The following is a 21,075-nucleotide window of genomic DNA, read 5'->3' as shown; positions in this document are numbered from 1 at the left end:
CCCTCCGGGCCGGGCGGCTACCCGCCCGTGATCGCGGCCGGCTTGCCCTGGGCACGCGGCCGTTCCTCGATCATCTTGCCAAAGACGATGAGACGGAACTTGGAGGTGAACTCCGGGGTACAGGTCGTCAGCGTGATGTAGCGGCCGGGACCGGCGTACCCGGCGCCGTTCGGCACCGGCTTGATCACGCCCACGTTGTTGGGCGAGGTCTCCGGGATGCCCCCGGTGACCTCGTAGGTGTAGTAGCCGGCGGCGGTCTCCACCACGATCTTGTCGCCCTTGCCGAGCTGGTTGATGTACCGGAACGGCTCGCCGTGGGTGTTGCGGTGGGCGGCCAGCGCGAAGTTGCCCGCCTTGTCGCCCGGCATCCCGGTGCCGGCGTAGTGGCCGACCAGGCCCTTGTCGAGCACCGCCGACTTGGAGGTGCCCTCCGCGATCGGGAACTTCAGCCCCAGCTTGGGCAGGTAGACGATGGCGAAGCCCTTGTTGGGCTCGAACACCTCGGGCTTGTTCGGGTCCGGGGCCGGCGGCCCGGGCTGCCCCGGCTGGACGGGCGGCGCGACCGCGTCGAACTGCTGCTCCAGCTGGTTGCGGGCCCCGTCGGCGGCCGCGTCGGCCTGCACGTTGGTCCACCAGAGCTGGTACGCGACGAAGAGCAGCATCACCACGCCGAGCGAGATGCACAGTTCGCCGACGCCCCGGGCAGCCACCACCAGCAGGGACTCCTTGGGGCGCACCCGACCGGCGGCCCGGCCGCCCGCCCGGCGCCGGCCGCTGCCGGAGCGCAGCGAGGTGCGGCCCTGGGCGGCGCGGCGGCGCTCGGCCCGGCCGCCGGTCGGGACCGGTTCGGCGGCCGGCCCGCCGAGGTCCGGGGGCAGCCGCAGCTGGAGGGTCTGGTCGGGCAGCCAGGGGTACTCGGGCCCGTCCACGATGGGCTCCTGGGCCTGCTCGTACACGCCCCAGGCGTCCTCGGGCACGGTCTGCGCCGGGTACCCCTGCCGGTACGGCGCTCCCCCGGTGCCCTCGTCCGGGCCCTGGTACCCGGGCCCGCCGTACTGCTGCACGGTGCCGTACGGGCCCGCCTCCGGCTGGAAGCGCCCCTCCGGACGCAGCGCGGTCACGCCGGTCAGCCCCGGCCGATCACCGGGGCGAGCCCGGCCGACCGGTCGACCGCCTGCGGGAAGCCGCACTCCGCGAGCCAGTTGGCGAGCATCCGGTGCCCGCCCTCGGTGAGCACCGACTCGGGGTGGAACTGCACGCCCTCGACCGGCAGTTCACGGTGCCTCAGGCCCATGATCACGCCGCTCCCGGTGCGCGCGGTGACCACCAGCTCGGCCGGTACGGTGGCCGGTTCGACCGCGAGCGAGTGGTAGCGGGTCGCGGTCAGCGGCGAGGGCAGGCCCTCGAAGACCCCGCCGTCCTCGTGCTCGACCGGCGAGGTCTTGCCGTGCAGCAGCTCGGGCGCCCGGCCGACCACCGCGCCGTACGCGGCCGCGATCGACTGGAGGCCCAGACAGACGCCGAACACCGGCAGCCCGATCCGCGCGCAGTGGTGCACCATCTCGATGCAGACCCCGGCCTCCTCCGGGGCGCCGGGCCCGGGGGAGAGCAGCACCCCGTCGAAGCCCTCCTCGCCTGAGCGGCGGACGGCGTGCTCGACGGTCACCTCGTCGTTGCGCACCACCTCGCAGGTGGCGCCGAGCTGGTACAGGTACTGGACCAGGTTGAAGACGAAGCTGTCGTAGTTGTCCACCACCAGGATGCGGGGCGGGGTCGTCGGCCGGGTCGTCATGCGCGCGTGGTCTCCGTGGGGTGCGGTGCTGGAAGGGAGTGCCGGGCCCGCCGGCTCAGCCGGTCGCGGAGCCGTCGCCGCCGTCCACTGTGACGTCGCCGAAGGGGAGCAGCGGTTCCGCCCACGGGAAGACGTAGGTGAAGAGGAGGTAGACGATCCCCAGGACGAGGAGCAGCGAGATCACGGACCGGACCAGGGTGTTCCCCGGGAGGTGACGCCAGATCCAGCCGTACATGGTGCTCCCTCGACGTAGCGGACTGGGTTAAAGAGTAGACCCGCCGTCCACGGCCGCGGGGCGGGTCCGCTACTGCTGCCCGCCCGCCGACCGCAGTTCGGTGGTGCCGGAGTAGCCGGGCAGGGTCAGCTCGCCGCTCTCCTGGACCTTCCAGCCCAGCCCGTACGCCTGGACGTACTGGAGGTAGTTGCGGATCGTCGGGTCCGCCTCGACGGCCGAGCGCAGGGCGTCGGTCCGCCCGACCGCCTTGACCACGTACGGCGGGGAGTAGACCCGGCCCTGGAGCAGCAGGGTGTTGCCGACGCAGCGGACGGCGCTGGTGGAGATCAGCCGCTGGTCCATCACCTGCACGCCCTCGGCGCCGCCCCGCCACAGCGCGTTGACCACGGCCTGGATGTCCTGCTGGTGGATGACCAGGTCGTTGACGCCGGGCTCGGGCACCCCGGGGATGCGCGCGGTGGCGTTCGGCGGGGCGTCGTTGAGGGTGACGGTCAGTCCGCCGCCCTGGAGCGGCTCCAGCGCGGCGCCGGAGCGCAGGCCGTCCAGCCGGACGGCGTCGGCGGGGTCGCGGCCCTGCTGCTCGGTGAGCTGCCGGGCGCGGTCCTGGAGGTCGGCGAGCTGGGACTGCGCCTGCTGGTTCTGCGCGCTGCGCTGGCGGACCACGTCGCCGAGGCTGAGCAGCGAGTTGTCGGTCCGCAGGTCGGTGCCGCGGGCGGTCTGCGCGCTGATGTAGAAGAGCAGACCGGCGAGCGCGAAGACGGCGCAGGTCAGGGCACGGCCGACAATTCGGGTGCCGGAGCGGCGGGTACGGGCCGGCTCGGGGGGAATCGACAAATTAGTCACCGTACCCTTATCTCCTCAAGACCCGCAGAGCCACTACGCTAACGGACGCCGGTGGCAGGTGGCGGAGCGGTCCCCAGGACGTTCTCCACGGCCGACCCGGCCGATTCCACCCGTTGCACCCCGCGCGGTCTCACAGCGCATCGACAGGAGAGCTCCTCGTGCCGAAGTCTCGACTCCGCAAGAAGCCCGACTACACCCCGCCGACCACGGCCGCGGTGAAGATCAGCTCGGGCCGTGGTTGGGTCGCCCCGCTGATGCTGGCACTGTTCCTGATCGGCCTGGTGTGGATCGTCACCTATTACGTGACCAGCGGCACCTACCCCGTCGAGGGCTGGCGCAACTGGAACATCCTGGTCGGCTTCGGCTTCATCGCCGCCGGGTTCGGCGTCTCCACCCAGTGGAAGTGACGGCCCGCCCGTCCTGAGGCTCGGTTCCGAGCCGTTTTCCGCCGCTCCGGATCGCTCGTCCCGGGGCGGCGGTCAGGCGTGCCCGGAGCCGGGCGGGAACCCGGCCGGTTATCCCCACCATCCGACTTCACGCTTATCCACATGGTTATCCACACTGGGGAAAAGTCTCCCCGGCCTGTGGATAACCTTCCCCGGCAGGGCATGTCCACAGCTGTGCACGACTCCGGGGAGCGGGAGAACCGCACAGCAGGACGCGCGTAGAACAGCAGTCCACAACCGGGCGGTCGCACAGCCTGTGCACAACCCCGCACCCGCTGTGGACAAACGTCCGAGAGGTCGGGCCCCGTCAGGCCCCGTACAGGGCCATCCCGACGAGCAGCATCCCCGCCTCGACCGCCACCGCGCCCGCCACCGCCAGCGCCTGGACCGGGCCGCGGCGCTCGCGCGGGGCGTACATCAGACCGGCCGCGGTCAGCGAGCCGAGCACCAGGCCGCCGACGTGCGCCCGCCAGTCGATGCCGGGGCGGGAGAAGGTGACGATCAGGTTGAAGACCAGGAACGCCATCGCCGGGCCGAGCGGGCCCCGGTTCCGCAGCTGGAGCACGATCGTGGCGCCGATCAGCCCGAAGACCGCTCCCGAGGCGCCCACCGAGTTCATCCAGTCGCCGGCCACCAGGAAGGCGAAGGTGCTGCCGCCCAGGGCGGAGACCAGGTAGAGGGCCAGGAAGCGCAGCCGGCCGAGCGCCTCCTCCAGCGACGGGCCGAGCCAGAACAGCACCAGCATGTTCATCCCGACGTGCCACCACTCCAGGTGGAGGAAGGCGGCGGTCAGCAGCCGGTACCACTGGTCCGGGCCGTCGGCGATGCCCGCCGGACCGCCGAGGATGTCCCGACCGGCGCTGAACAGCGACCAGGTCTGGCCCAGCCGCGGGGCGAGCACGTAGGCCGCCAGCACCCAGACCACGACGTTGATCCCGATCAGCACCCGGGTGACCAGCCCGCCGTCGGCGACCAGGGCCCCGCCGAACCGGGTGGTCGCCTGTCGCGAGCCGGCGCGGCCGTCGCCGACGCACTCCGGGCACTGGAAGCCCACCGAGGCGGCCACCATGCAGCGGGGGCAGATCGGCCGCTCGCAGCGGGTGCAGGAGACCCCGGTGGGGGTCTGCGGGTGCCGGTAGCAGCCGGGCGGCCCGGCCTCCGGGGACCGATCGGCCGACGACCGCGGCTCGTCCGGAAGCATCAGCGGAGTCCCCTTCCCGTACACGACCTCCGAAACCGCCAGCCTACTGCCGCACCCCGGCTCCCGGACCGGCTCCTTCACAGCCGCCCGCCCCGGGCCCGCCTCCCGGCGCCCTCCGCCTGCCCCGGTACGCCGCCCCGTCCCCGCTCCCCCTCCGCCCGCCCCGCAGGGGCCCCGCGTACGGCCCATCCGGAGTGCCTTCCGACAAATCAGGATGCATGATCAGCATTCAGGTGGATATGTGCATAAAGGACGCCACCCAGGAGGAGAGACTCGTGAGCTTTTCGGATTCGGCCCGAGAGACGGCCACCAGGACCCGGGACAACGCCGCACAGTTCGCGGACAGCGCCAAGCAGCGCCTCGGCCCCGCCGTGGACGCCTTCGGGCCGAAGGCCGCGCTGGCCGCCCACAGCCTCCGCAGCCAGTACGAGCGGCACCTCGCCCCGCAGCTCGGCCACGCCTTCGCCAGCCTGCCGCCGGAGGCCCAGCAGAACACCCTGAAGGCCCTCCACCGGGCCCAGGAGGCCGCCCTGGCGGCCCGCCTGTCCGCCGCCCGGGCCGCGGACCAGGCCCGCGCCACCGTGGGCCCCAGGGTCGCCCAGGCGGTCGAGGAGGCCCGCGCGACCGTCGGCCCGGTCGCCCAGGAGGCCCAGGCCCGCGGCGCGGCCGCGCTGACCGCCCTCCAGGGCAACGTCAGCTCGGCCGAGATCAGCGAGCTGGCCGCCCGCAACGCCAGGAAGCAGCACTGCAACCGGCTGTCCACCGGCCTCGCCGTGGCCGGCCTGCTGGCGATCGGCGGCGGCATCGTGGCCTGGCAGTGGTGGCGCCGGCACAGCAACCCGGAGTGGCTGGTCGAGCCCCCGGCCCCGCAGGAGCCCCGGCCGGCCGGTGCGCACGCCGCCTCCGCCCCGGTGAACGGCTCCGGTCCGGACGCCCCCGCCGAGTCCACGGACGGCGCCCCGTCCGCCGAGAACGGCGGCACCGCCGCCGAGGACGGACCGGAGCCGCGCTGACCGCACGGCACCCCCGGAAACGCCGATCGGCCGCCGACCAGGATTCCTGGTCGGCGGCCGATCGGCTACTGCTGCGAACTGTGGAGCATAGGAGACTCGAACTCCTGACATCTGCCTTGCAAAGGCAGCGCTCTACCAACTGAGCTAATGCCCCTCGACGGCACCGCGCGCGTGCCAACGGGCACTAGCGTACCGGTTTCCGGCGCGATTCCCAGCGCCGTCCCCCTGCGGCAGTGCCGTTCCAGAGGGTCGGCCGGTCCGGTGCGTCGACCGGGCCGGCCGGCCCGCGAGGCGCCGACGGGCGCCTCCGGAGTTCGTCGATCGTCAGATCGCCGGGGGCTCAGCGACCGGCCGGGACCGGGTCGGTGGCCTCGGTCCACAGGTCCTGCTCGGCGCGGTCCGCCTGGACCTGACGGTAGACAAAGAAGCCGCCGAGGGCGACCAGGGCGACCAGGAGAAGCTTCTTCACCGCGGGACCTCGTCCTTCTTGCGTTGGTGGACTCAAGAGCCGGATCCGGCCGGGACTGACCGGGCCGACGAGTCCAGTTGCGTTTCGTCGCGAAAGGGCGGCCGGGTGCCAGACTGCCCTTGCGGCCGATGATACACACCGGTGTCCCAATCGTGACCAGCCGCCGGTACGGCCAACCCGGCGGTCCGGTCCCAGGATTGACGGCGCACCTCCTGGCGGGCGGTCCGGCCGGCCCCGCCACCACGGCTCATCTCCCACGACATCGCCACCCGGCGGCACCAACCCTCCACCGTCCCTCCCCGGCCCGGCGGAGGGAAACACGGCGGGAAGCGTGGCGGGAGGCCTGGCGGGAAACGTGGCGGGAAACGCCGAAGGGCCCGGAGTGGATCACTCCGGGCCCTTCGGGGAGGTGGGCCTAACAGGACTTGAACCTGTGGCCTCTTCCTTATCAGGGAAGCGCTCTAACCGTCTGAGCTATAGGCCCTCACCGAGAGGAGATCGTACCGGATTCCGGCCGGCCCGCGGCCCCGTCCGATCTCGGGACGTGTCGAAGGGCCCGGAGTGGATCACTCCGGGCCCTTCGCGGTGGTGGGCCTAACAGGACTTGAACCTGTGGCCTCTTCCTTATCAGGGAAGCGCTCTAACCGTCTGAGCTATAGGCCCTTGCCGCACTGAAAGATTAGCGGACCGACCGCCGATCTCCCAAATCCGGATCGCCCGGGGCCGCGGCGGCGCCCCCCGCGACCAGCCGCGCCGCACCCGTGGCGGGGCGCAGCAGCCACTCCTCGCGGGTCGGCGGGAGGCCCGCCGCGCCCTCCTCGGTGCTGCGGACGGCGAGCACCTGGTTGATCCCGATCCGGTTCTGCTCGAAGGCCAGCGCGGAGGCCGCCATGTACAGCCGCCAGACCCTGGCCCGGCCGCGGCCGACCAGCCGGACCGCCTCCGTCCAGTGCGCCTCCAGGTTGGCCACCCACTCGCGCAGGGTCAGCCCGTAGTGCTCGCGCAGCGACTCGACGTCCCGGACCTCGAAGCCGGCCTCCTCCAGCCGGGCCACGGTGGAACCGACCGGGGAGAGCTCGCCGTCCGGGAAGACGTAGCGGTCGATGAAGGGGCTGGTGCGGTGCTGCTCACCGGGGAGGTCGGGGCGGCGGGCGATCTGGTGGTTGAGCAGCCGGCCGCCGGGCACCAGCAGCCGGTACAGGCCCTCGGCGTAGACCCGGTACTGCTCGGAGCCGACGTGCTCGGCCATCCCGACGCTGGAGATCGCGTCGAAGGGCCCGTCGGCGATCTCCCGGTAGTCCTGGAGCCGGACCTCGACCCGGTCGGACAGCCCGGCCTCCTCGACCCGGGCGCGGGCCAGCGCGACCTGCTCCCGGGAGATGGAGACGCCCACCGCGGTGACCCCGTAGTGCTTCGCGGCGTGCAGCAGCAGCGAACCCCAGCCGCAGCCGACGTCCAGCAGGCGCATCCCGGGACGCAGGCCGAGCTTGCGGCAGATGAGGTCGAGCTTGGCCTCCTGGGCGGCCTCCAGGCTCTTCGCCTCCGGCGTCCAGTAGGCGCACGAGTAGACCATCGAGGAGCCCAGCACGAGCCGGTAGAAGTCGTTCCCGACGTCGTAGTGGTGGCTGATGGCCGCGCGGTCCCGGCTGCGGCTGTGCAGCCGCCCGGAGGCCCTGCGGACCTCCTCGCGGGGCGGTTCGGGCTCGAGGCCGACCGCCCCGGCCCGCAGCGCGGCGGCGAGCACCCGGCGGCCCCTGGCGCCGAGCGCGTCGCGCGGCCCGAGGGCCCGGGCGCGGATGTCCGGCCGCTCGGCGAAGAGGGCGACGGCGGAGAGCGTCTCGTACAGGTCGGTGCCGGGGGCGAGTTCGAGGTCCCCCGCGACGTAGGCCCGGGCCAGGCCCAGCTCGCCCGGCTGCCAGATCAGCCGGCGCAGCGCCCGGCGGTTGCGCAGCACCAGGGTGGGCGCGCCCGGCGGCCCGGCGACGCTGCCGTCCCAGACCTGTACCCGCAGCGGTACCGGGACCCCCAACAGCCCTTCCAGGGCCTCGACCAGTTGACCTGCGAGCTTCGCCACCGCGCGCCTCCGTCCAGTCGTCCTGCGGAACTCAGCTGACCCGGTCGGGCGGACCGGGGGCGGCCTGCGGCACTCCCGGGCGCGGGACGGGCGGCACCCAGCTAAGCCCACCGCGGCCGCCCGGTTTCCGGGTGGCACGCCGCGGGCGGCCGGCTGTCACCCGAAATGACGACGGGCCCCACCGGCTGCAACAGCCGGTGGGGCCCGTACATTCCGTCCTGTGACGGAGAACTGACCCGGGGTCAGGATCCGGCCGGGATCAGTCCTCCTCGGCCAGGGTGAGCTCGACGCCGCCGGTGAAGCCGGCCGCCGCGTTGTAGATGAACGCGGAGAGCGTGGACAGGGCGGTCAGCAGGACGACGTCGACCACGGCGATCAGCGTGGTGAAGGTCATCACCTTGCCGAAGCCGACGTAGTCCATCAGGTTGAGGCCGCCGCTGCTGTCCGAGCCGGTGACGTCCTTGAGGGTCTTGGTCAACGAGTCGAAGACGCCGAGCGAGTCCAGCGTCATCCACAGCACGGCCGCGGCCACGATGATGATGATGCCGACGGCCAGCGACAGCAGGAAGCTGACCTTCATCACGGACCACGGGTCGACCTTGGTCACCCGCAGCCGGGCCTTGCGCGTCCGGCCGAGACCGGCGCCGCCGGCCACGGCGGGCGGGGCGGCGGCGGGCCGACGCGCCGCGCCGGCGGCGGGGGCGCCGCCGACCGGGGTCCCGCCGGGCGGGGTGCTGCCCCCGGTCCGGGTGCCCCGGGCCGGGGTCGGCTGCCCCTTGGCGTACGTGGTCGGCTGCGAGAAGCCGCCCGAACCGGGGGCCGGGCTGCTCGGCGGCACGGGCGGCTGCCCCCCGTACGTCGCACCGCTCTGGCCCGCTCCGCCGACCGGTGGCATCAGCGAGGTGGACGCGGCCGAGTGCTCGTTCGGCGGCTGCGGCACACCGTACGACCCCCCGCCCTGTGCGCCCGGACGGCCGCCGGAGGTTCCTCCCGCAGCACCCGTGGCTCCACTCACCTGGTCCTCCCGCACTTCCCACCAGGACGGCGGCGCCGCCCTGCCTCGTCACTCGTCATCCAGCGCCCGGCGGGATTGCCCGGAACTGGTCGGCGTCCGGTGCCGCCGCGTCCCATGGTCGAACGCGGCAGCACCGGTCTGCGGTTCGGCTCAGGCCTCGACGTCTCCGTCGACCACCGTCGCCGCACCCTCGGCCGTCTCGGTGGACTCGGTACCCGCCACCTCGTCCTCCGCCGTCTCCTCGTCCTCGGCCTCCGCGTTGCGGGCCATGCCCACGACCGCGTCGCGCTTTCCGAGGTTGATCAGTTGGACGCCCATGGTGTCACGTCCGGTTTCACGAACCTCGGAAACCCTCGTGCGGATCACCCCACCAGAGAGGGTGATCGCCATGATCTCGTCGGATTCGTCCACCACGAGCGCGCCGACCAGCGAGCCCCGGCCCTCGACGATCTTCGCCGCCTTGGTGCCGTAGCCGCCGCGTCCCTGGACACGGTACTCGTCCACACCGGTCCGCTTGGCGTACCCGCCGTCCGTGGCGGTGAAGACGTAGGTGCCCGGACGGACGACGTTCATCGAGAGCAGCTCGTCGTCCTCGCGGAAGGCCATGCCCTTGACGCCGGAGGTGGCGCGGCCGGTGGAGCGCAGGGCGTCGTCGGTCGCGGTGAAGCGGATCGACTGGGCCTTCTTGGAGACCAGCAGCAGGTCGTCCTCGGCGGAGACCAGCTCGGCGCCGATCAGCTCGTCGTCCCGGCCCTCCTCGTCCTGGCGCAGGTTGATCGCGATCAGGCCGCCGGAGCGCGGGGAGTCGTAGTCCTTCAGCGGGGACTTCTTCACCAGGCCGGCCCGGGTGGCGAGGACCAGGTAGGGCTTGTCCTCGTACGTGCGGACGGCCATCACCTGGGCGATGTGCTCGTCCGGCTGGAAGGCCAGCAGGTTGGCGACGTGCTGGCCGCGGGCGTCGCGCCCGGCGTCCGGCAGCTCGTAGCCCTTGGCGCGGTAGACCCGGCCCTTGTTGGTGAAGAACAGGATCCAGTTGTGGGTCGTCGTCACGAAGAAGTGGTCGACGATGTCGTCCTGCTTCAGCTGGGCGCCGCGCACGCCCTTGCCGCCGCGCTTCTGCGAGCGGTAGAGGTCGGAGCGGGTCCGCTTGACGTAGCCGCCACGGGTGATCGTGACGACGATGTCCTCCTCGGCGATGAGGTCCTCGATGGAGAGGTCGCCGTCGGACGGGATGAGCGTGGAGCGCCGGTCGTCGCCGTACTTCTCGACGAGCGCGGTGAGCTCCTCGGAGATGATCTCCCGCTGACGGGTCGGCGAGGCCAGGATCGCGTTGTACTCGTCGATCTTGCGCTGGAGCTCGTCGTGCTCGTCCATGATCCGCTGGCGCTCCAGGGCGGCCAGGCGGCGCAGCTGCATCTCCAGGATGGCGTTGGCCTGGAGCTCGTCGATCTCGAGCAGGCCCATCAGGCCGGTGCGGGCGGCGTCGGCGCTGGCCGAGGCCCGGATCAGCGCGATGACCTCGTCGATCAGGTCCAGGGCCTTGAGCAGGGCGCGCAGGATGTGGGCGCGCTCCTCGGCCTTGCGCAGGCGGAAGGTGGTGCGCCGGACGATGACCTCGACCTGGTGGTTGACCCAGTGCCGGATGAAGGAGTCCAGCGACAGGGTGCGCGGCACGCCGTCGACCAGGGCCAGCATGTTGGCGCCGAAGTTGGTCTGCAGCTCGGTGTGCTTGTACAGGTTGTTGAGCACGACCTTGGCGACCGCGTCGCGCTTGAGCACGACGACCAGGCGGGTGCCGGTGCGCGACGAGGACTCGTCGCGGACGTCGGCGATGCCGGCGATCTTGCCGTCCTTGACCAGGTCCGCGATCTTCAGCGCGAGGTTGTCCGGGTTGACCTGGAACGGCAGCTCGGTGATCACCAGGCACTGGCGGCCCTGGATCTCCTCGACCTCGACGACGGCGCGCATGGTGACCGAGCCGCGGCCGGTGCGGTAGTAGTCGTCGATGCCGCGGCGGCCGACGATCAGCGCGCCGGTGGGGAAGTCGGGGCCCTTGATCCGCTCGATCAGGGCGTCCAGCAGCTCCTCGGCGGAGGCCTCGGGGTTCTCCAGGTACCAGAGCGCGCCGGAGGCGACCTCGCGCAGGTTGTGCGGCGGGATGTTGGTGGCCATGCCGACCGCGATGCCGGTGGCACCGTTGACCAGCAGGTTGGGGAAGCGGGCCGGGAGGACGGTCGGCTCCTGGGAGCGGCCGTCGTAGTTGGGCGCGAAGTCGACGGTCTCCTCGTCGATGTCGCGCATCATCTCCATGGCCAGCGGCATCAGCTTGCACTCGGTGTAGCGCATGGCTGCGGCAGGGTCGTTGCCCGGGGAGCCGAAGTTGCCGTTGCCGTCCACCAGCGGCATCCGCAGCGACCACGGCTGGGCCAGGCGGACCACGGTGTCGTAGATCGAGGTGTCACCGTGCGGGTGGTAGTTGCCCATGACGTCGCCGACGACGCGGGCGCACTTGTAGTAGCCCTTCTCGGGCCGGTACCCGCCGTCGTACATCGCGTAGAGCACGCGGCGGTGCACCGGCTTGAGGCCGTCGCGGACCTCGGGCAGCGCACGGCTGACGATCACGCTCATCGCGTAGTCGAGGTACGAGCGCTGCATCTCGGTCTCGAGCTCGACCGGCTCGATCCGCATCGTCACCTGGGCGGTGGCCTCGGCGGGCTCGGGGGTCTCGGGCTGGTCGCCTTCGGGACGGTTGTCGTCGACCACTGGTGGTCAGTTTCCTTTCACGCGGACTGGAACGTGCGGGGCCTGGGGTGCAGGCGTCACACGTCCAGGAAGCGAACGTCCTTGGCGTTGCGCTGGATGAAGGAGCGGCGGGCCTCGACGTCCTCGCCCATCAGCACGGAGAACAGTTCGTCGGCACGGGCGGCGTCCTCCAGGGTGACCTGGAGCAGCAGGCGGTGCTCGGCGTCCATGGTGGTGACCCGGAGCTCCTCGGCGTTCATCTCGCCGAGACCCTTGAAGCGCTGGATCGCGTCGTCCTTGGGCAGCCGGCGCCCGGCCTCGACCCCGGCGGCGATCAGGGCGTCGCGCTCGCGGTCGGAGTAGGCGTACTCGAAGTCGTCCTTGCCCCACTTGATCTTGTACAGCGGGGGCATGGCGAGGTAGACGTACCCGGACTCGACCAGCGGCCGCATGAAGCGGAACAGCAGGGTGAGCAGCAGGGTGCGGATGTGCTGTCCGTCGACGTCGGCGTCGGCCATCAGGACGATCTTGTGGTACCGCAGCTTGGACTCGTCGTAGTCCTCCTGGATGCCGCAGCCGAAGGCCGAGATGAGGGCCTGGACCTCGGTGTTCTGGAGGACCTTGTCGATCCGGGCCTTCTCGACGTTCAGGATCTTGCCGCGGATCGGCAGGATGGCCTGGGTGCGCGGGTCGCGGCCCTGCTTGGCCGAGCCGCCGGCGGAGTCACCCTCGACGATGAAGATCTCGCACTCGGACGGGTCCTTGGACTGGCAGTCCGAGAGCTTGCCCGGCAGCGAGGCGGACTCCAGCAGGCCCTTGCGGCGGGTCAGGTCGCGGGCCTTGCGGGCGGCGACGCGCGCGGTGGCGGCCTGGATGGACTTGCGGATGATGTCCGCGGCCTCGTTGGGGTTGCGGTCCAGCCAGTCGTTGAGCTGCTCGTGGACGACCTTCTGGACGAAGGTCTTGGCCTCGGTGTTGCCGAGCTTGTCCTTGGTCTGGCCCTCGAACTGCGGCTCGCCGAGCTTGACCGAGATGATCGCGGTCAGGCCCTCGCGGATGTCCTCGCCGGAGAGGTTGTCGTCCTTCTCCCGGAGCAGCTTCTTGTCCCGCGCGTAGCGGTTGACCAGGCCGGTCAGCGCGGAGCGGAAGCCCTCCTCGTGGGTGCCGCCGCCGTGGGTGTGGATGGTGTTGGCGAAGCTGTAGACCCCCTCGGTGTAGGAGGAGTTCCACTGCATCGCGATCTCCACCGAGATCGCCCTGTCCTTGTCCTCCGCCTCGAAGTCGATCACCGAGGGGTGGATGACCTCGCCCTTGCGGGAGTTGAGGTGGGCGACGAAGTCGGCGATGCCGCCGTCGTACTTGTACGTGACGGTGAGCGGCTTGCCCTCCTCGTCCACGTGCTCGGGGCGCTCGTCGGTCAGCGAGATGGACAGGCCCTTGTTGAGGAAGGCCATCTCCTGGAAGCGCCGGGAGAGCGTCTCGAAGGAGTAGACGGTGGTCTCGAAGATGTCCGGGTCGGCCCAGAAGGTCACCGTGGTGCCGGTGCGGTCGGTCTCCGCGCCCTTCACCAGGGCGGCGGTCGGGGCGCCCATCTTGTAGTCCTGCGTCCAGATGTGGCCGTCCTTGTGGATCTCCACGGAGAGCCTGGTGGACAGTGCGTTCACCACGGAGACGCCGACGCCGTGCAGACCGCCGGAGACGGCGTAGCCGCCGCCGCCGAACTTGCCGCCGGCGTGCAGGACGGTGAGCACGACCTCGACGGCCGGCTTGTCCTGGCCGGGGACGATGTCCACCGGGATGCCTCGGCCGTTGTCGACGCAGCGGATCGCTCCGTCTGCCATGATCGTGACGTCGATGGTGTCGGCGTACCCGGCCATCGCCTCGTCGACGGAGTTGTCCACGACCTCCTGCACCAGGTGGTGCAGACCGCGCTCGCCCGTCGAACCGATGTACATACCGGGGCGCTTGCGGACGGCGTCGAGGCCTTCCAGCACCTGGATGTTGCTACCGGTGTAGGAAGCCTGGTCGGACTGGTCTGGGGTCTGGCTGGGGTTGCCGGAATCGGCCACGAAGCGCCCTCTCTGGCACAGCACGGGCCGCATGCCCACCCCGTGCGGGCGGGCGTGCGACCACAGCGTTTCGACTCGGTTGCCACTAGCAACAGTGTTTGGCTTTCAGTCTACCGGTACGACTGACAGAGATGGGCGTTTGGCAGCCCTTGAGGGCAGATATGCCGCCCTGAATCCCCTCTGCACATGTCCCGATACTCGACCCGGGGGCCCAGGGCGCCTGGAAGGGCTGTCAGGGGTTCCGGAAGATCGCCATCCGATCCGTGCCGCCGGCGGCGGGCCGACGTCCCGGTCACCCCCAGGTGTCGCCCGGCCCCTTGCTCCCCGGGGCGCGCAGCCGGCCGTAGCCGCGGGCGGGCGCCGCCGGGCCGAGCACCTTGATGGTCCGGACCGTCCCGTGCCCCAGCTCGTGGTTCAGACGTGCCACCAACTGTCGTGCCAGCCAACGCAGTTGGGTGGCCCAGGCGGTGGAGTCGCACTGCACGGTGAGCACCGCGGCGGCCTCGTCGTAGGAAGAGGGGTGGCAGTGCGCGGCGATGTCCGGGCCGACGATCTGCGGCCAGCGGCCCATCACCCCGCCGACCGCGGCCGAGGACTCCCAGCCGCGCTCGGTCAGCAGCCGGTTGAGCGCCGCCCCCAGCGGGACGGGGTCGCGGCCGTCCGAGCGGGCGCCGCTGCGCAGGCCGTGCCGCTTCGCCTCGCGCTTCTCCCGGACCTGCTCGCCGCGCTGGCGGGCCTGGGCGCGGGCCGCCCGCAGCGCGGAGCGGGCGAGGTCGGCGCCGGTCGGTGCGGGGGCACCGGGCTGGGGGGAGTTCTCCGCCGGCTCGCTCACGGCGATCTCCTTTCCCCAGCCTGTGGACAACGCTGAGCGATCCAGCGTACGGGAGGGCGCGGACGACGGACGGCCGGGTGCGGTGCGACCGGTCCGGGAGGAGAAGGAAGGGGAAGGGGAAGGGGAGGGGCGGTCAGTCGTCGATCCGGCGCACCGCGCCGTCGGAGACCGTGAACCGGGCGCCGGACAGCGCCTTCGGCACGTCCTCGGCGACCGCGGCCGTCACCAGCACCTGCTCGCCGTCGGCCACCAGCTCGGCCAGCCGGTCCCGGCGGGCGGCGTCCAGCTCGGCGAACACGTCGTCCAGGATCAGCACCGGCTCGCCGCCGTCGGCCCGCAGCAGCTCGTACGAGGCCAGCCGCAGCGCCAGCGCGAACGACCAGGACTCGCCGTGGCTGGCGTAGCCCTTGGCGGGCAGCGGGCCGAGCTTGAGCACCAGCTCGTCGCGGTGCGGGCCGACCAGGGTGACGCCGCGCTCGACCTCCTGCTTGCGGACCGCCTGGAGCGCGTTCAGCAGCTGCTCCTCGGCCTGTTCGCGGCTGGTCGGCAGCTCGCCCTCGAAGGAGCTGCGGTACTCCAGGGCGGTCTCGCCGCCACCGGGGGCCAGCTGCCCGTACGCGGCCGCCACCAACGGCTGAAGGGCGGCCACCAGCTGGATCCGGAAGGCCGTCAACTCGGCGCCGGCACGCGCCAGATGACCGTCCCAGACCTCCAGGGTGGAGAGGTCGGCGCCCTTGCCGCCGCCGGCCCGGCGGGCCATCGCGGCGGTCTTCAGCAGGGCGTTGCGCTGCTTGAGCACCCGCTCGTAGTCCTGCCGCACCCCGGCCAGCCGGGGTGCCCGGGCGGTCAGCAGCTCGTCCAGGAAACGCCGCCGCTCACCGGGGTCCCCCTTGACCAGGCTGAGGTCCTCGGGGGCGAACAGCACGGTGCGCAGCAGGCCCAGCACGTCGCGCGGGCGGACGTTGTCGGAGCGGTTGATCCGGGCCCGGTTGGCCTTGCCCGGGGTGAGCTCCAGCTCGATCAGGGTGGAGCGGCCGCGGTCCACCACCGAGGTGCGGACCACGGCCCGCTCGGCGCCCAGCCGGATCAGCGGGGCGTCGGTGGCCACCCGGTGGCTGCCCAGGGTGGCGACGTAGCCGATCGCCTCGACCAGGTTGGTCTTGCCCTGGCCGTTGGGCCCCACGAACGCCGTCACGCCCGGGTCGAGGGGAACCTCGGCCCGGGCGTACGACCGGAAGTCGGCGAGCGACAGATGCGCGACGTGCATGGCTGTGGACTGCGCCCGCCTTCTTGTGGAGGACCTGCTGGTTACTTGGACTCGACCGCGTGGCCGCCGAACTGGTTGCGCAGCGCGGCGATCATCTTCATCTGCGGCGAGTCGTCCTGGCGGGAGGCGAAGCGGGCGAACAGCGAGGCGGTGATCGCCGGCAGCGGCACGGCGTGGTCGATCGCGGCCTCGACGGTCCACCGGCCCTCGCCGGAGTCGGCGGCCCAGCCGCGCAGCTTGTTCAGGTGCTCGTCCTCGTCCAGGGCGCGGACGGCCAGGTCCAGCAGCCAGGAGCGGATGACGGTGCCCTCCTGCCAGCTGCGGAAGACCTCGCGCACGTCGGTGACCTCGGGGGCGGCCTCCAGCAGCTCCCAGCCCTCGGCGAAGGCCTGCATCATCGCGTACTCGATGCCGTTGTGGACCATCTTGGCGAAGTGGCCGGCGCCCACCGCGCCCGCGTGCACCGAGCCGAAGTCGCCCTCGGGCTTGAGGGCGTCGAAGACCGGCTGGACCTTCGCGACGTGCTCGGCGTCGCCGCCGTACATCAGCGCGTAGCCGTTCTCCAGGCCCCAGACGCCGCCGGAGACGCCGCAGTCCACGAAGCCGATGCCCTTGGCGGCCAGCGCCTCGGCGTGCTTGATGTCGTCGGTCCAGCGGGAGTTGCCGCCGTCGACCACCACGTCGCCGGGGGAGAGCAGCTCGGCGAGCTCGTCGACGGTCGCCTGGGTGGCGGCACCCGCCGGGACCATGACCCAGACCACGCGCGGGCCCTGGAGCTTGGTGACGAGCTCCTGGAGGCTCTCGACGTCGGAGATGTCAGGGTTGCGGTCGTAGCCGATGACGGTGTGGCCGGCGCGGCGGATCCGCTCGCGCATGTTGCCGCCCATCTTGCCGAGACCGATGAGGCCGAGCTCCATGACCAAGTCCTTACCTGTGGTGACGTGCCTGCCGGCGGCGCCGTTGCCGCGCTCCTTGAGCCTACGCGCTGGAGCGGGCCCACCCGTCGGCGGTCGGGCCGGACGGGGGAGACATCCACAGGCTGTGCACAGCGGGTGTGCACAGCCTGTGGACGGTCGGACCGGGGGATCAGCCGGAGAGGCGGACCGGCATGATCAGGTACTGGTAGGCCTTGTCCTCCTCGGCGTCCACCGAGACCTTGCCGCTGAGCAGCGCGGGCTTGGTCGGGGTGGTGAAGCTGAGCTGGGCGTAGGGGGAGTCGATGGCCTTGAGGCCCTCCTCCAGGTAGCCCGGGTTGAAGGCGATCGAGATGGCGTCGCCCTCCAGGGAGGCCTCGATCCGCTCGGTGGCCTGGGCGTCGTCGCCGGAGCCGGCCTCGAGGGTGAGCACGCCCTCCTCGAAGTTCAGGCGGACCGGGGTGTTGCGCTCGGCGACCAGCGAGACGCGCTTGAGCGCCTCCAGGAAGGGCTGGGTCTGGATCGCGGCGATCGCGTTGAACTCGGTCGGGAACAGGCTGCGGAACTTGGGGAACTCGCCCTCCAGCAGCCGGGTGGTGGTCCGGCGGCCGGCGCCCTCGAAACCGATCAGGCCCTCGCCCGCGCCGCCCGAGGAGAGCGCGATGGAGACGGTGTCGCCGCTGCCCAGGGACTTGGCGATGTCCTGGAGGGTCTTGGCCGGGACCAGCGCGACGGCGGAGATGTCCGACTGCTCGGGCTTCCACAGCAGCTCGCGGACGGCGAAGCGGTAGCGGTCGGTGGCGGCCAGGGTGATCCGGTCGCCCTCGATCTCGACCCGGACACCGGTGAGCACCGGGAGGGTGTCGTCCCGGCCGGCGGCGACCGCGGCCTGGCTGACGGCCGAGGCGAAGACGTCGCCGGCGACGGTGCCGGTGGCGGTCGGCATCTGGGGGAGCGCGGGGTACTCGTCCACCGGGAGGGTGGGGAGGGTGAAGCGGGAGCTGCCGCAGACCACGCTGACCCGCTGGCCGTCGGTGGAGATCTCCACCGGGCGGTTGGGGAGGTTGCGGGAGATGTCGTTCAGCAGCCGGCCGGAGACCAGGACGGTTCCGGCCTCCTCGACGTCCGCCTCCAGCTCGACCCGGGCCGAGACCTCGTAGTCGAAGCCGGACAGCGCCAGGCTGCCCTCCTGCGCGGTCAGCAGCAGGCCGGCCAGCACCGGCACCGGCGGCCGTGCCGGGAGGCTGCGGGCAGCCCAGGCCACCGCCTCCGCGAGGACGTCACGCTCCACCCGGAACTTCACCGGTAACCGCCTCCTGGATCGAGCGCTCCCGCTCGCACTCTGGTTCGTCTGGTCTTGATCGTCGGTTCGGGCTGTCCGCCGAGCTCGTCACTCCGCTTCCAGTCGCAAGGACAGTCTGACGTACTCCGCCGACAGACGGGGCAGACGGGCGGAAGCGGCTCGAACGGTTGTCGCAGACCGGTTGTCCACAGATTCGGGGCCCACCCACTTTGAAAGCAGGTCCGGGGTCTAAATGTGTAGTGGTAGTAGTAGGGCCTGTGGAAACCGTGGATAACCCCGTTTCCGCAGGTCAGAGCCCGAATTTTGTCCACAGGGACTGTGGACGGCGGCTGTGGACGGACAGGCCGCGCTGTGGACAGCCGAGCGTTACCCACAGGGCACGCAGGGTATCCACAGGTTATCCCCAGGGCTGTCCCCAGATCCGGGCCCGGTTATCCACGGGCGCCGGTCAACTTTTCGTGACGCCTTTCACACCAGGGTATGAACGCCAGCCCACGGTTGTCGAACTGTGGACGCCGCTGTGGACAACCTGGGGATAACCGCCCTCTCCCTGGGGACAACCGGTGGACAACCCGGACGGCCCAGTGGCGGGCCGTCAATTGTCCACAGCCTGTGGACAACCGTTGTGCACAAGTCCACAGGCACCTGACCTGCGCCGAAGAGCGTAGCGGTGACGGGCCTGTGGACGAATTCTGGATAACTCCGCACTCCCCACCCTGTGGACGGTGGAAGAGGGGCCGGTCCTGTGGACAACGGCCTTGCGCGCCCCCGGGTTTCGAATCACCGGTCAGTTGTTCGGCGCGGGCTGTGGACTGGCGGACCGTCCGTCGACCGCATCCCTGCCCGGTCGGAGCGCGCCGCACACCTGTGGACGCGCGAAAAGGGCGTCAGGATCCACTCCTGACGCCCTGGGGGCCCGACTGGGGCCGTGCTCGCGGTGCCGCCGGCTCTGCGCGGCTGGTGCGCTGTCGCTAGCTCTTGATGCGGTTGGTGAGTTCGGTGACCTGGTTGTAGATCGAGCGCCGCTCGGCCATCAGCGAGCGGATCTTGCGGTCCGCGTGCATCACCGTGGTGTGGTCGCGGCCGCCGAACTGCGCGCCGATCTTCGGCAGCGAGAGGTCGGTGAGCTCCCGGCAGAGGTACATCGCGATCTGCCGGGCCGTCACCAGCACCCGGCTGCGCGAGGATCCGCAGAGGTCGTCCACGCCCAGGCCGAAGTACGCGGCGGTCTGCTGCATGATGACCTGGGCGGTGATCTCCGGGCCGGCGTCCTCGTCCCCGCCCGGGATCAGGTCCTTGAGGACGATCCCGGCCAACTCCAGGTCCACCGGGGCCCGGTTGAGGTTGGCGAAGGCGGTGACCCGGATCAGCGCGCCCTCCAACTCCCGGATGTTGCGGGTGATCCGGGACGCGATGAACTCCAACACGTCGGCGGGAGCGTTGAGTTGCTCCTGGATCGCCTTCTTGCGCAGGATCGCGATCCGGGTCTCCAGCTCCGGCGGGGTGACGTCGGTGATCAGACCCCACTCGAAGCGGTTGCGCAGCCGGTCCTCCAGCGTGGTCAGCAGCTTGGGCGGCCGGTCCGAGGAGAGGACGATCTGCTTGTTCGCGTTGTGCAGGGTGTTGAAGGTGTGGAAGAACTCCTCCTGCGTGGACTCCTTGCTCGCGAGGAACTGGACGTCGTCCACGAGCAGGATGTCCATGTCCCGGTAGCGGCGGCGGAAGGTGTCCGCCTTGCCGTCCCGGATCGAGTTGATGAACTCGTTGGTGAACTCCTCGGAGGACACGTAGCGCACCCGGGTGCCCGGGAAGAGGCTGCGCGAGTAGTGCCCGATGGCGTGCAGCAGGTGGGTCTTGCCCAGCCCGGACTCGCCGTAGATGAAGAGCGGGTTGTACGCCTTGGCCGGGGCCTCGGCGACCGCCACCGCCGCCGCGTGCGCGAAGCGGTTGCTGGCGCCGATGACGAAGGTGTCGAACAGGTACTTGGGGTTCAGCCGGGCGGCGGGTTCGTCCTTGCGGGAGCCGCCGGCCGGGGGAGCGCCGGGCGGGGCCGGCACCCCGGGGACGCCGGGGCGGTCGGCGGAGCGCTCCGGGGCGGCCTTCTCCGCGGGGCGGCCGCCGGAGGGGCGGGAGCCGCCGGTCCGGCGGCCGGCACCGGCGCGGGGCTGCTCGTTCGGGCCGGGGCCGTAGGCACCGCCGAAGAGGTCGCCCTGGGTGGTCGCGGGCGGGCCCGGCAGGGGCCGCGGCGCCGGGCGGGACGCGGGCTCCTCCGGATCGCGGTAGGCGGGCGGCTGCTCCTGGTAGCCGCCCTGCTCCTGGTAGCCCTGCCAGCCCGGTGCGCCGCCGGGGCCGCCGTACGGGGCCTGGCGCTGCTCGTAGCCGCCGGTGTCGTAGCGGGGACGCTCGTAGTCCTGCTCGTAGGGCTGGCCGTGCTCGTACGGCTGCTGGTAGCCCTGGCCGCCGTAGTCGGGGGCGTCCTCCTCGGCCGGGCCGGGGTAGGGCTCGGCGGGGGCCTGGGCGGCGGACGCGGGGGTGGGTACCGCGTTGGCGTCGACCATCACGGCGATCCGCACCGGGCGGCTGAGCTCACGGCTGAGGGCCTCGGTCAGCTGCGGCAGCAGCCGGCCCTCCAGCACCTGCTTGGCCCGCTCGTTCGGGGTCGCCAGCAGGGCGGTGTCGTGCATCATCCACATCGGCTGGGTGCGCTGCACCCACTGTTTGTCCATCTCCCCGACATCGGGGTCGCTGACCAGCCGCTCGACGACCCTGGCCCAGACCGGGACGAGGTCGCTGTTGACATCAGCCACTGGTGCACGCTTTCCAAGAACAAACCAGACAAGTTCTGCAACGGTAGTCAGCG

At 71.6% G+C, this 21,075-nt stretch carries 17 protein-coding genes and 3 tRNA genes; 2 read left to right on the top strand and 18 right to left on the bottom strand.

What is annotated here, in order from left to right; all coding sequences use genetic code 11:
- Positions 1 to 17: 17 nt before the first annotated feature.
- From ACZ7RU_RS17215 to ACZ7RU_RS17200, 4 genes are all read right to left on the bottom strand, one after another.
- Positions 18 to 1,121, bottom strand: a complete 1,104-nt coding sequence (locus tag ACZ7RU_RS17215; RefSeq protein ID WP_470341758.1) for a class E sortase — start codon at positions 1,119 to 1,121, stop codon at positions 18 to 20.
- Between the two features lie 5 nt (positions 1,122 to 1,126).
- Positions 1,127 to 1,792, bottom strand: coding sequence for an aminodeoxychorismate/anthranilate synthase component II (locus ACZ7RU_RS17210; RefSeq protein WP_049656792.1), 666 nt, complete (start codon positions 1,790 to 1,792; stop codon positions 1,127 to 1,129).
- A gap of 55 nt (positions 1,793 to 1,847) precedes the next feature.
- Entirely contained in the window at positions 1,848 to 2,027 is a 180-nt protein-coding gene (locus ACZ7RU_RS17205; RefSeq protein ID WP_470341757.1) for a hypothetical protein, read from the bottom strand.
- A gap of 69 nt (positions 2,028 to 2,096) precedes the next feature.
- Positions 2,097 to 2,861, bottom strand: a complete 765-nt coding sequence (locus ACZ7RU_RS17200) for a DUF881 domain-containing protein (protein ID WP_470341756.1) — start codon at positions 2,859 to 2,861, stop codon at positions 2,097 to 2,099.
- 167 nt (positions 2,862 to 3,028) lie between these two features.
- On the opposite strand from ACZ7RU_RS17200, the gene crgA reads away from it, so the two are divergent.
- Positions 3,029 to 3,277, top strand: coding sequence for a cell division protein CrgA (crgA, locus tag ACZ7RU_RS17195; RefSeq protein ID WP_470341755.1), 249 nt, complete (start codon positions 3,029 to 3,031; stop codon positions 3,275 to 3,277).
- Positions 3,278 to 3,623: 346 nt separating this feature from the next.
- Here the strand turns inward: crgA and ACZ7RU_RS17190 are convergent, their stop codons facing one another.
- Complete coding sequence (locus ACZ7RU_RS17190; RefSeq protein ID WP_470341754.1) at positions 3,624 to 4,517, bottom strand: rhomboid family intramembrane serine protease; 894 nt, start codon at positions 4,515 to 4,517, stop codon at positions 3,624 to 3,626.
- A 275-nt stretch (positions 4,518 to 4,792) separates the two neighbouring features.
- Here ACZ7RU_RS17190 and ACZ7RU_RS17185 point away from each other — a divergent pair, with 275 nt between their 5' ends.
- The gene (locus ACZ7RU_RS17185) at positions 4,793 to 5,530 is read left to right on the top strand and encodes a DUF5324 family protein (RefSeq protein ID WP_470341753.1); all 738 of its coding nucleotides are present in this window, start codon (positions 4,793 to 4,795) and stop codon (positions 5,528 to 5,530) included.
- 81 nt (positions 5,531 to 5,611) lie between these two features.
- Here ACZ7RU_RS17185 and ACZ7RU_RS17180 read toward each other — a convergent pair.
- The 13 genes from ACZ7RU_RS17180 to dnaA form a co-directional block, all read right to left on the bottom strand.
- Positions 5,612 to 5,684, bottom strand: a tRNA-Ala gene (locus ACZ7RU_RS17180).
- A gap of 186 nt (positions 5,685 to 5,870) precedes the next feature.
- Entirely contained in the window at positions 5,871 to 5,999 is a 129-nt protein-coding gene (locus ACZ7RU_RS17175) for a DLW-39 family protein (protein WP_014137031.1), read from the bottom strand.
- A 410-nt stretch (positions 6,000 to 6,409) separates the two neighbouring features.
- Positions 6,410 to 6,483 (bottom strand) — tRNA-Ile (locus tag ACZ7RU_RS17170).
- A 102-nt stretch (positions 6,484 to 6,585) separates the two neighbouring features.
- Positions 6,586 to 6,662 (bottom strand) — tRNA-Ile (locus tag ACZ7RU_RS17165).
- 16 nt (positions 6,663 to 6,678) lie between these two features.
- Positions 6,679 to 8,073, bottom strand: a complete 1,395-nt coding sequence (locus ACZ7RU_RS17160) for a class I SAM-dependent methyltransferase (RefSeq protein WP_470341752.1) — start codon at positions 8,071 to 8,073, stop codon at positions 6,679 to 6,681.
- A gap of 259 nt (positions 8,074 to 8,332) precedes the next feature.
- Positions 8,333 to 9,013 (bottom strand): DUF3566 domain-containing protein, encoded by a 681-nt coding sequence (locus tag ACZ7RU_RS17155; protein ID WP_470341751.1) that lies wholly within the window; start codon positions 9,011 to 9,013, stop codon positions 8,333 to 8,335.
- A gap of 225 nt (positions 9,014 to 9,238) precedes the next feature.
- On the bottom strand, positions 9,239 to 11,776 hold the full coding sequence (gene gyrA / locus ACZ7RU_RS17150) for a DNA gyrase subunit A (protein WP_470341874.1): 2,538 nt from the start codon (positions 11,774 to 11,776) through the stop codon (positions 9,239 to 9,241).
- Between the two features lie 131 nt (positions 11,777 to 11,907).
- A complete protein-coding gene (gene gyrB, locus ACZ7RU_RS17145; protein WP_470341873.1) occupies positions 11,908 to 13,923 on the bottom strand; it encodes a DNA topoisomerase (ATP-hydrolyzing) subunit B in 2,016 nt (671 codons plus the stop codon).
- 268 nt (positions 13,924 to 14,191) lie between these two features.
- A complete protein-coding gene (locus ACZ7RU_RS17140) occupies positions 14,192 to 14,731 on the bottom strand; it encodes a DciA family protein (protein ID WP_387760626.1) in 540 nt (179 codons plus the stop codon).
- A 133-nt stretch (positions 14,732 to 14,864) separates the two neighbouring features.
- A complete protein-coding gene (gene recF, locus ACZ7RU_RS17135; RefSeq protein WP_470341750.1) occupies positions 14,865 to 15,998 on the bottom strand; it encodes a DNA replication/repair protein RecF in 1,134 nt (377 codons plus the stop codon).
- Between the two features lie 41 nt (positions 15,999 to 16,039).
- On the bottom strand, positions 16,040 to 16,915 hold the full coding sequence (gene gnd, locus ACZ7RU_RS17130) for a phosphogluconate dehydrogenase (NAD(+)-dependent, decarboxylating) (RefSeq protein ID WP_401081087.1): 876 nt from the start codon (positions 16,913 to 16,915) through the stop codon (positions 16,040 to 16,042).
- 169 nt (positions 16,916 to 17,084) lie between these two features.
- Positions 17,085 to 18,215 (bottom strand): DNA polymerase III subunit beta, encoded by a 1,131-nt coding sequence (gene dnaN / locus ACZ7RU_RS17125; RefSeq protein ID WP_470341749.1) that lies wholly within the window; start codon positions 18,213 to 18,215, stop codon positions 17,085 to 17,087.
- 971 nt (positions 18,216 to 19,186) lie between these two features.
- Positions 19,187 to 21,022: a chromosomal replication initiator protein DnaA gene (dnaA, locus tag ACZ7RU_RS17120; protein ID WP_470341748.1), complete on the bottom strand. Its 1,836-nt coding sequence runs from the start codon at positions 21,020 to 21,022 to the stop codon at positions 19,187 to 19,189.
- Positions 21,023 to 21,075: the final 53 nt, after the last annotated feature.

This window comes from Kitasatospora sp. NPDC114501, from assembly GCF_055633695.1.
Note: the sequence above shows the minus strand (reverse complement) of the source record. Positions and strands in the feature narration are given on the sequence as shown.

What these genes read in the sequence shown, in the direction of transcription:
- gnd (WP_401081087.1), bottom strand. Translation starts at nt 16,915, where the DNA reads ATGGAGCTCGGCCTCATCGGTCTCGGCAAGATGGGCGGCAACATGCGC.
- ACZ7RU_RS17210 (WP_049656792.1), bottom strand. Translation starts at nt 1,792, where the DNA reads ATGACGACCCGGCCGACGACCCCGCCCCGCATCCTGGTGGTGGACAAC.
- gyrA (WP_470341874.1), bottom strand. Translation starts at nt 11,776, where the DNA reads ATGCGGATCGAGCCGGTCGAGCTCGAGACCGAGATGCAGCGCTCGTAC.
- recF (WP_470341750.1), bottom strand. Translation starts at nt 15,998, where the DNA reads ATGCACGTCGCGCATCTGTCGCTCGCCGACTTCCGGTCGTACGCCCGG.
- ACZ7RU_RS17205 (WP_470341757.1), bottom strand. Translation starts at nt 2,027, where the DNA reads ATGTACGGCTGGATCTGGCGTCACCTCCCGGGGAACACCCTGGTCCGG.
- ACZ7RU_RS17190 (WP_470341754.1), bottom strand. Translation starts at nt 4,517, where the DNA reads ATGCTTCCGGACGAGCCGCGGTCGTCGGCCGATCGGTCCCCGGAGGCC.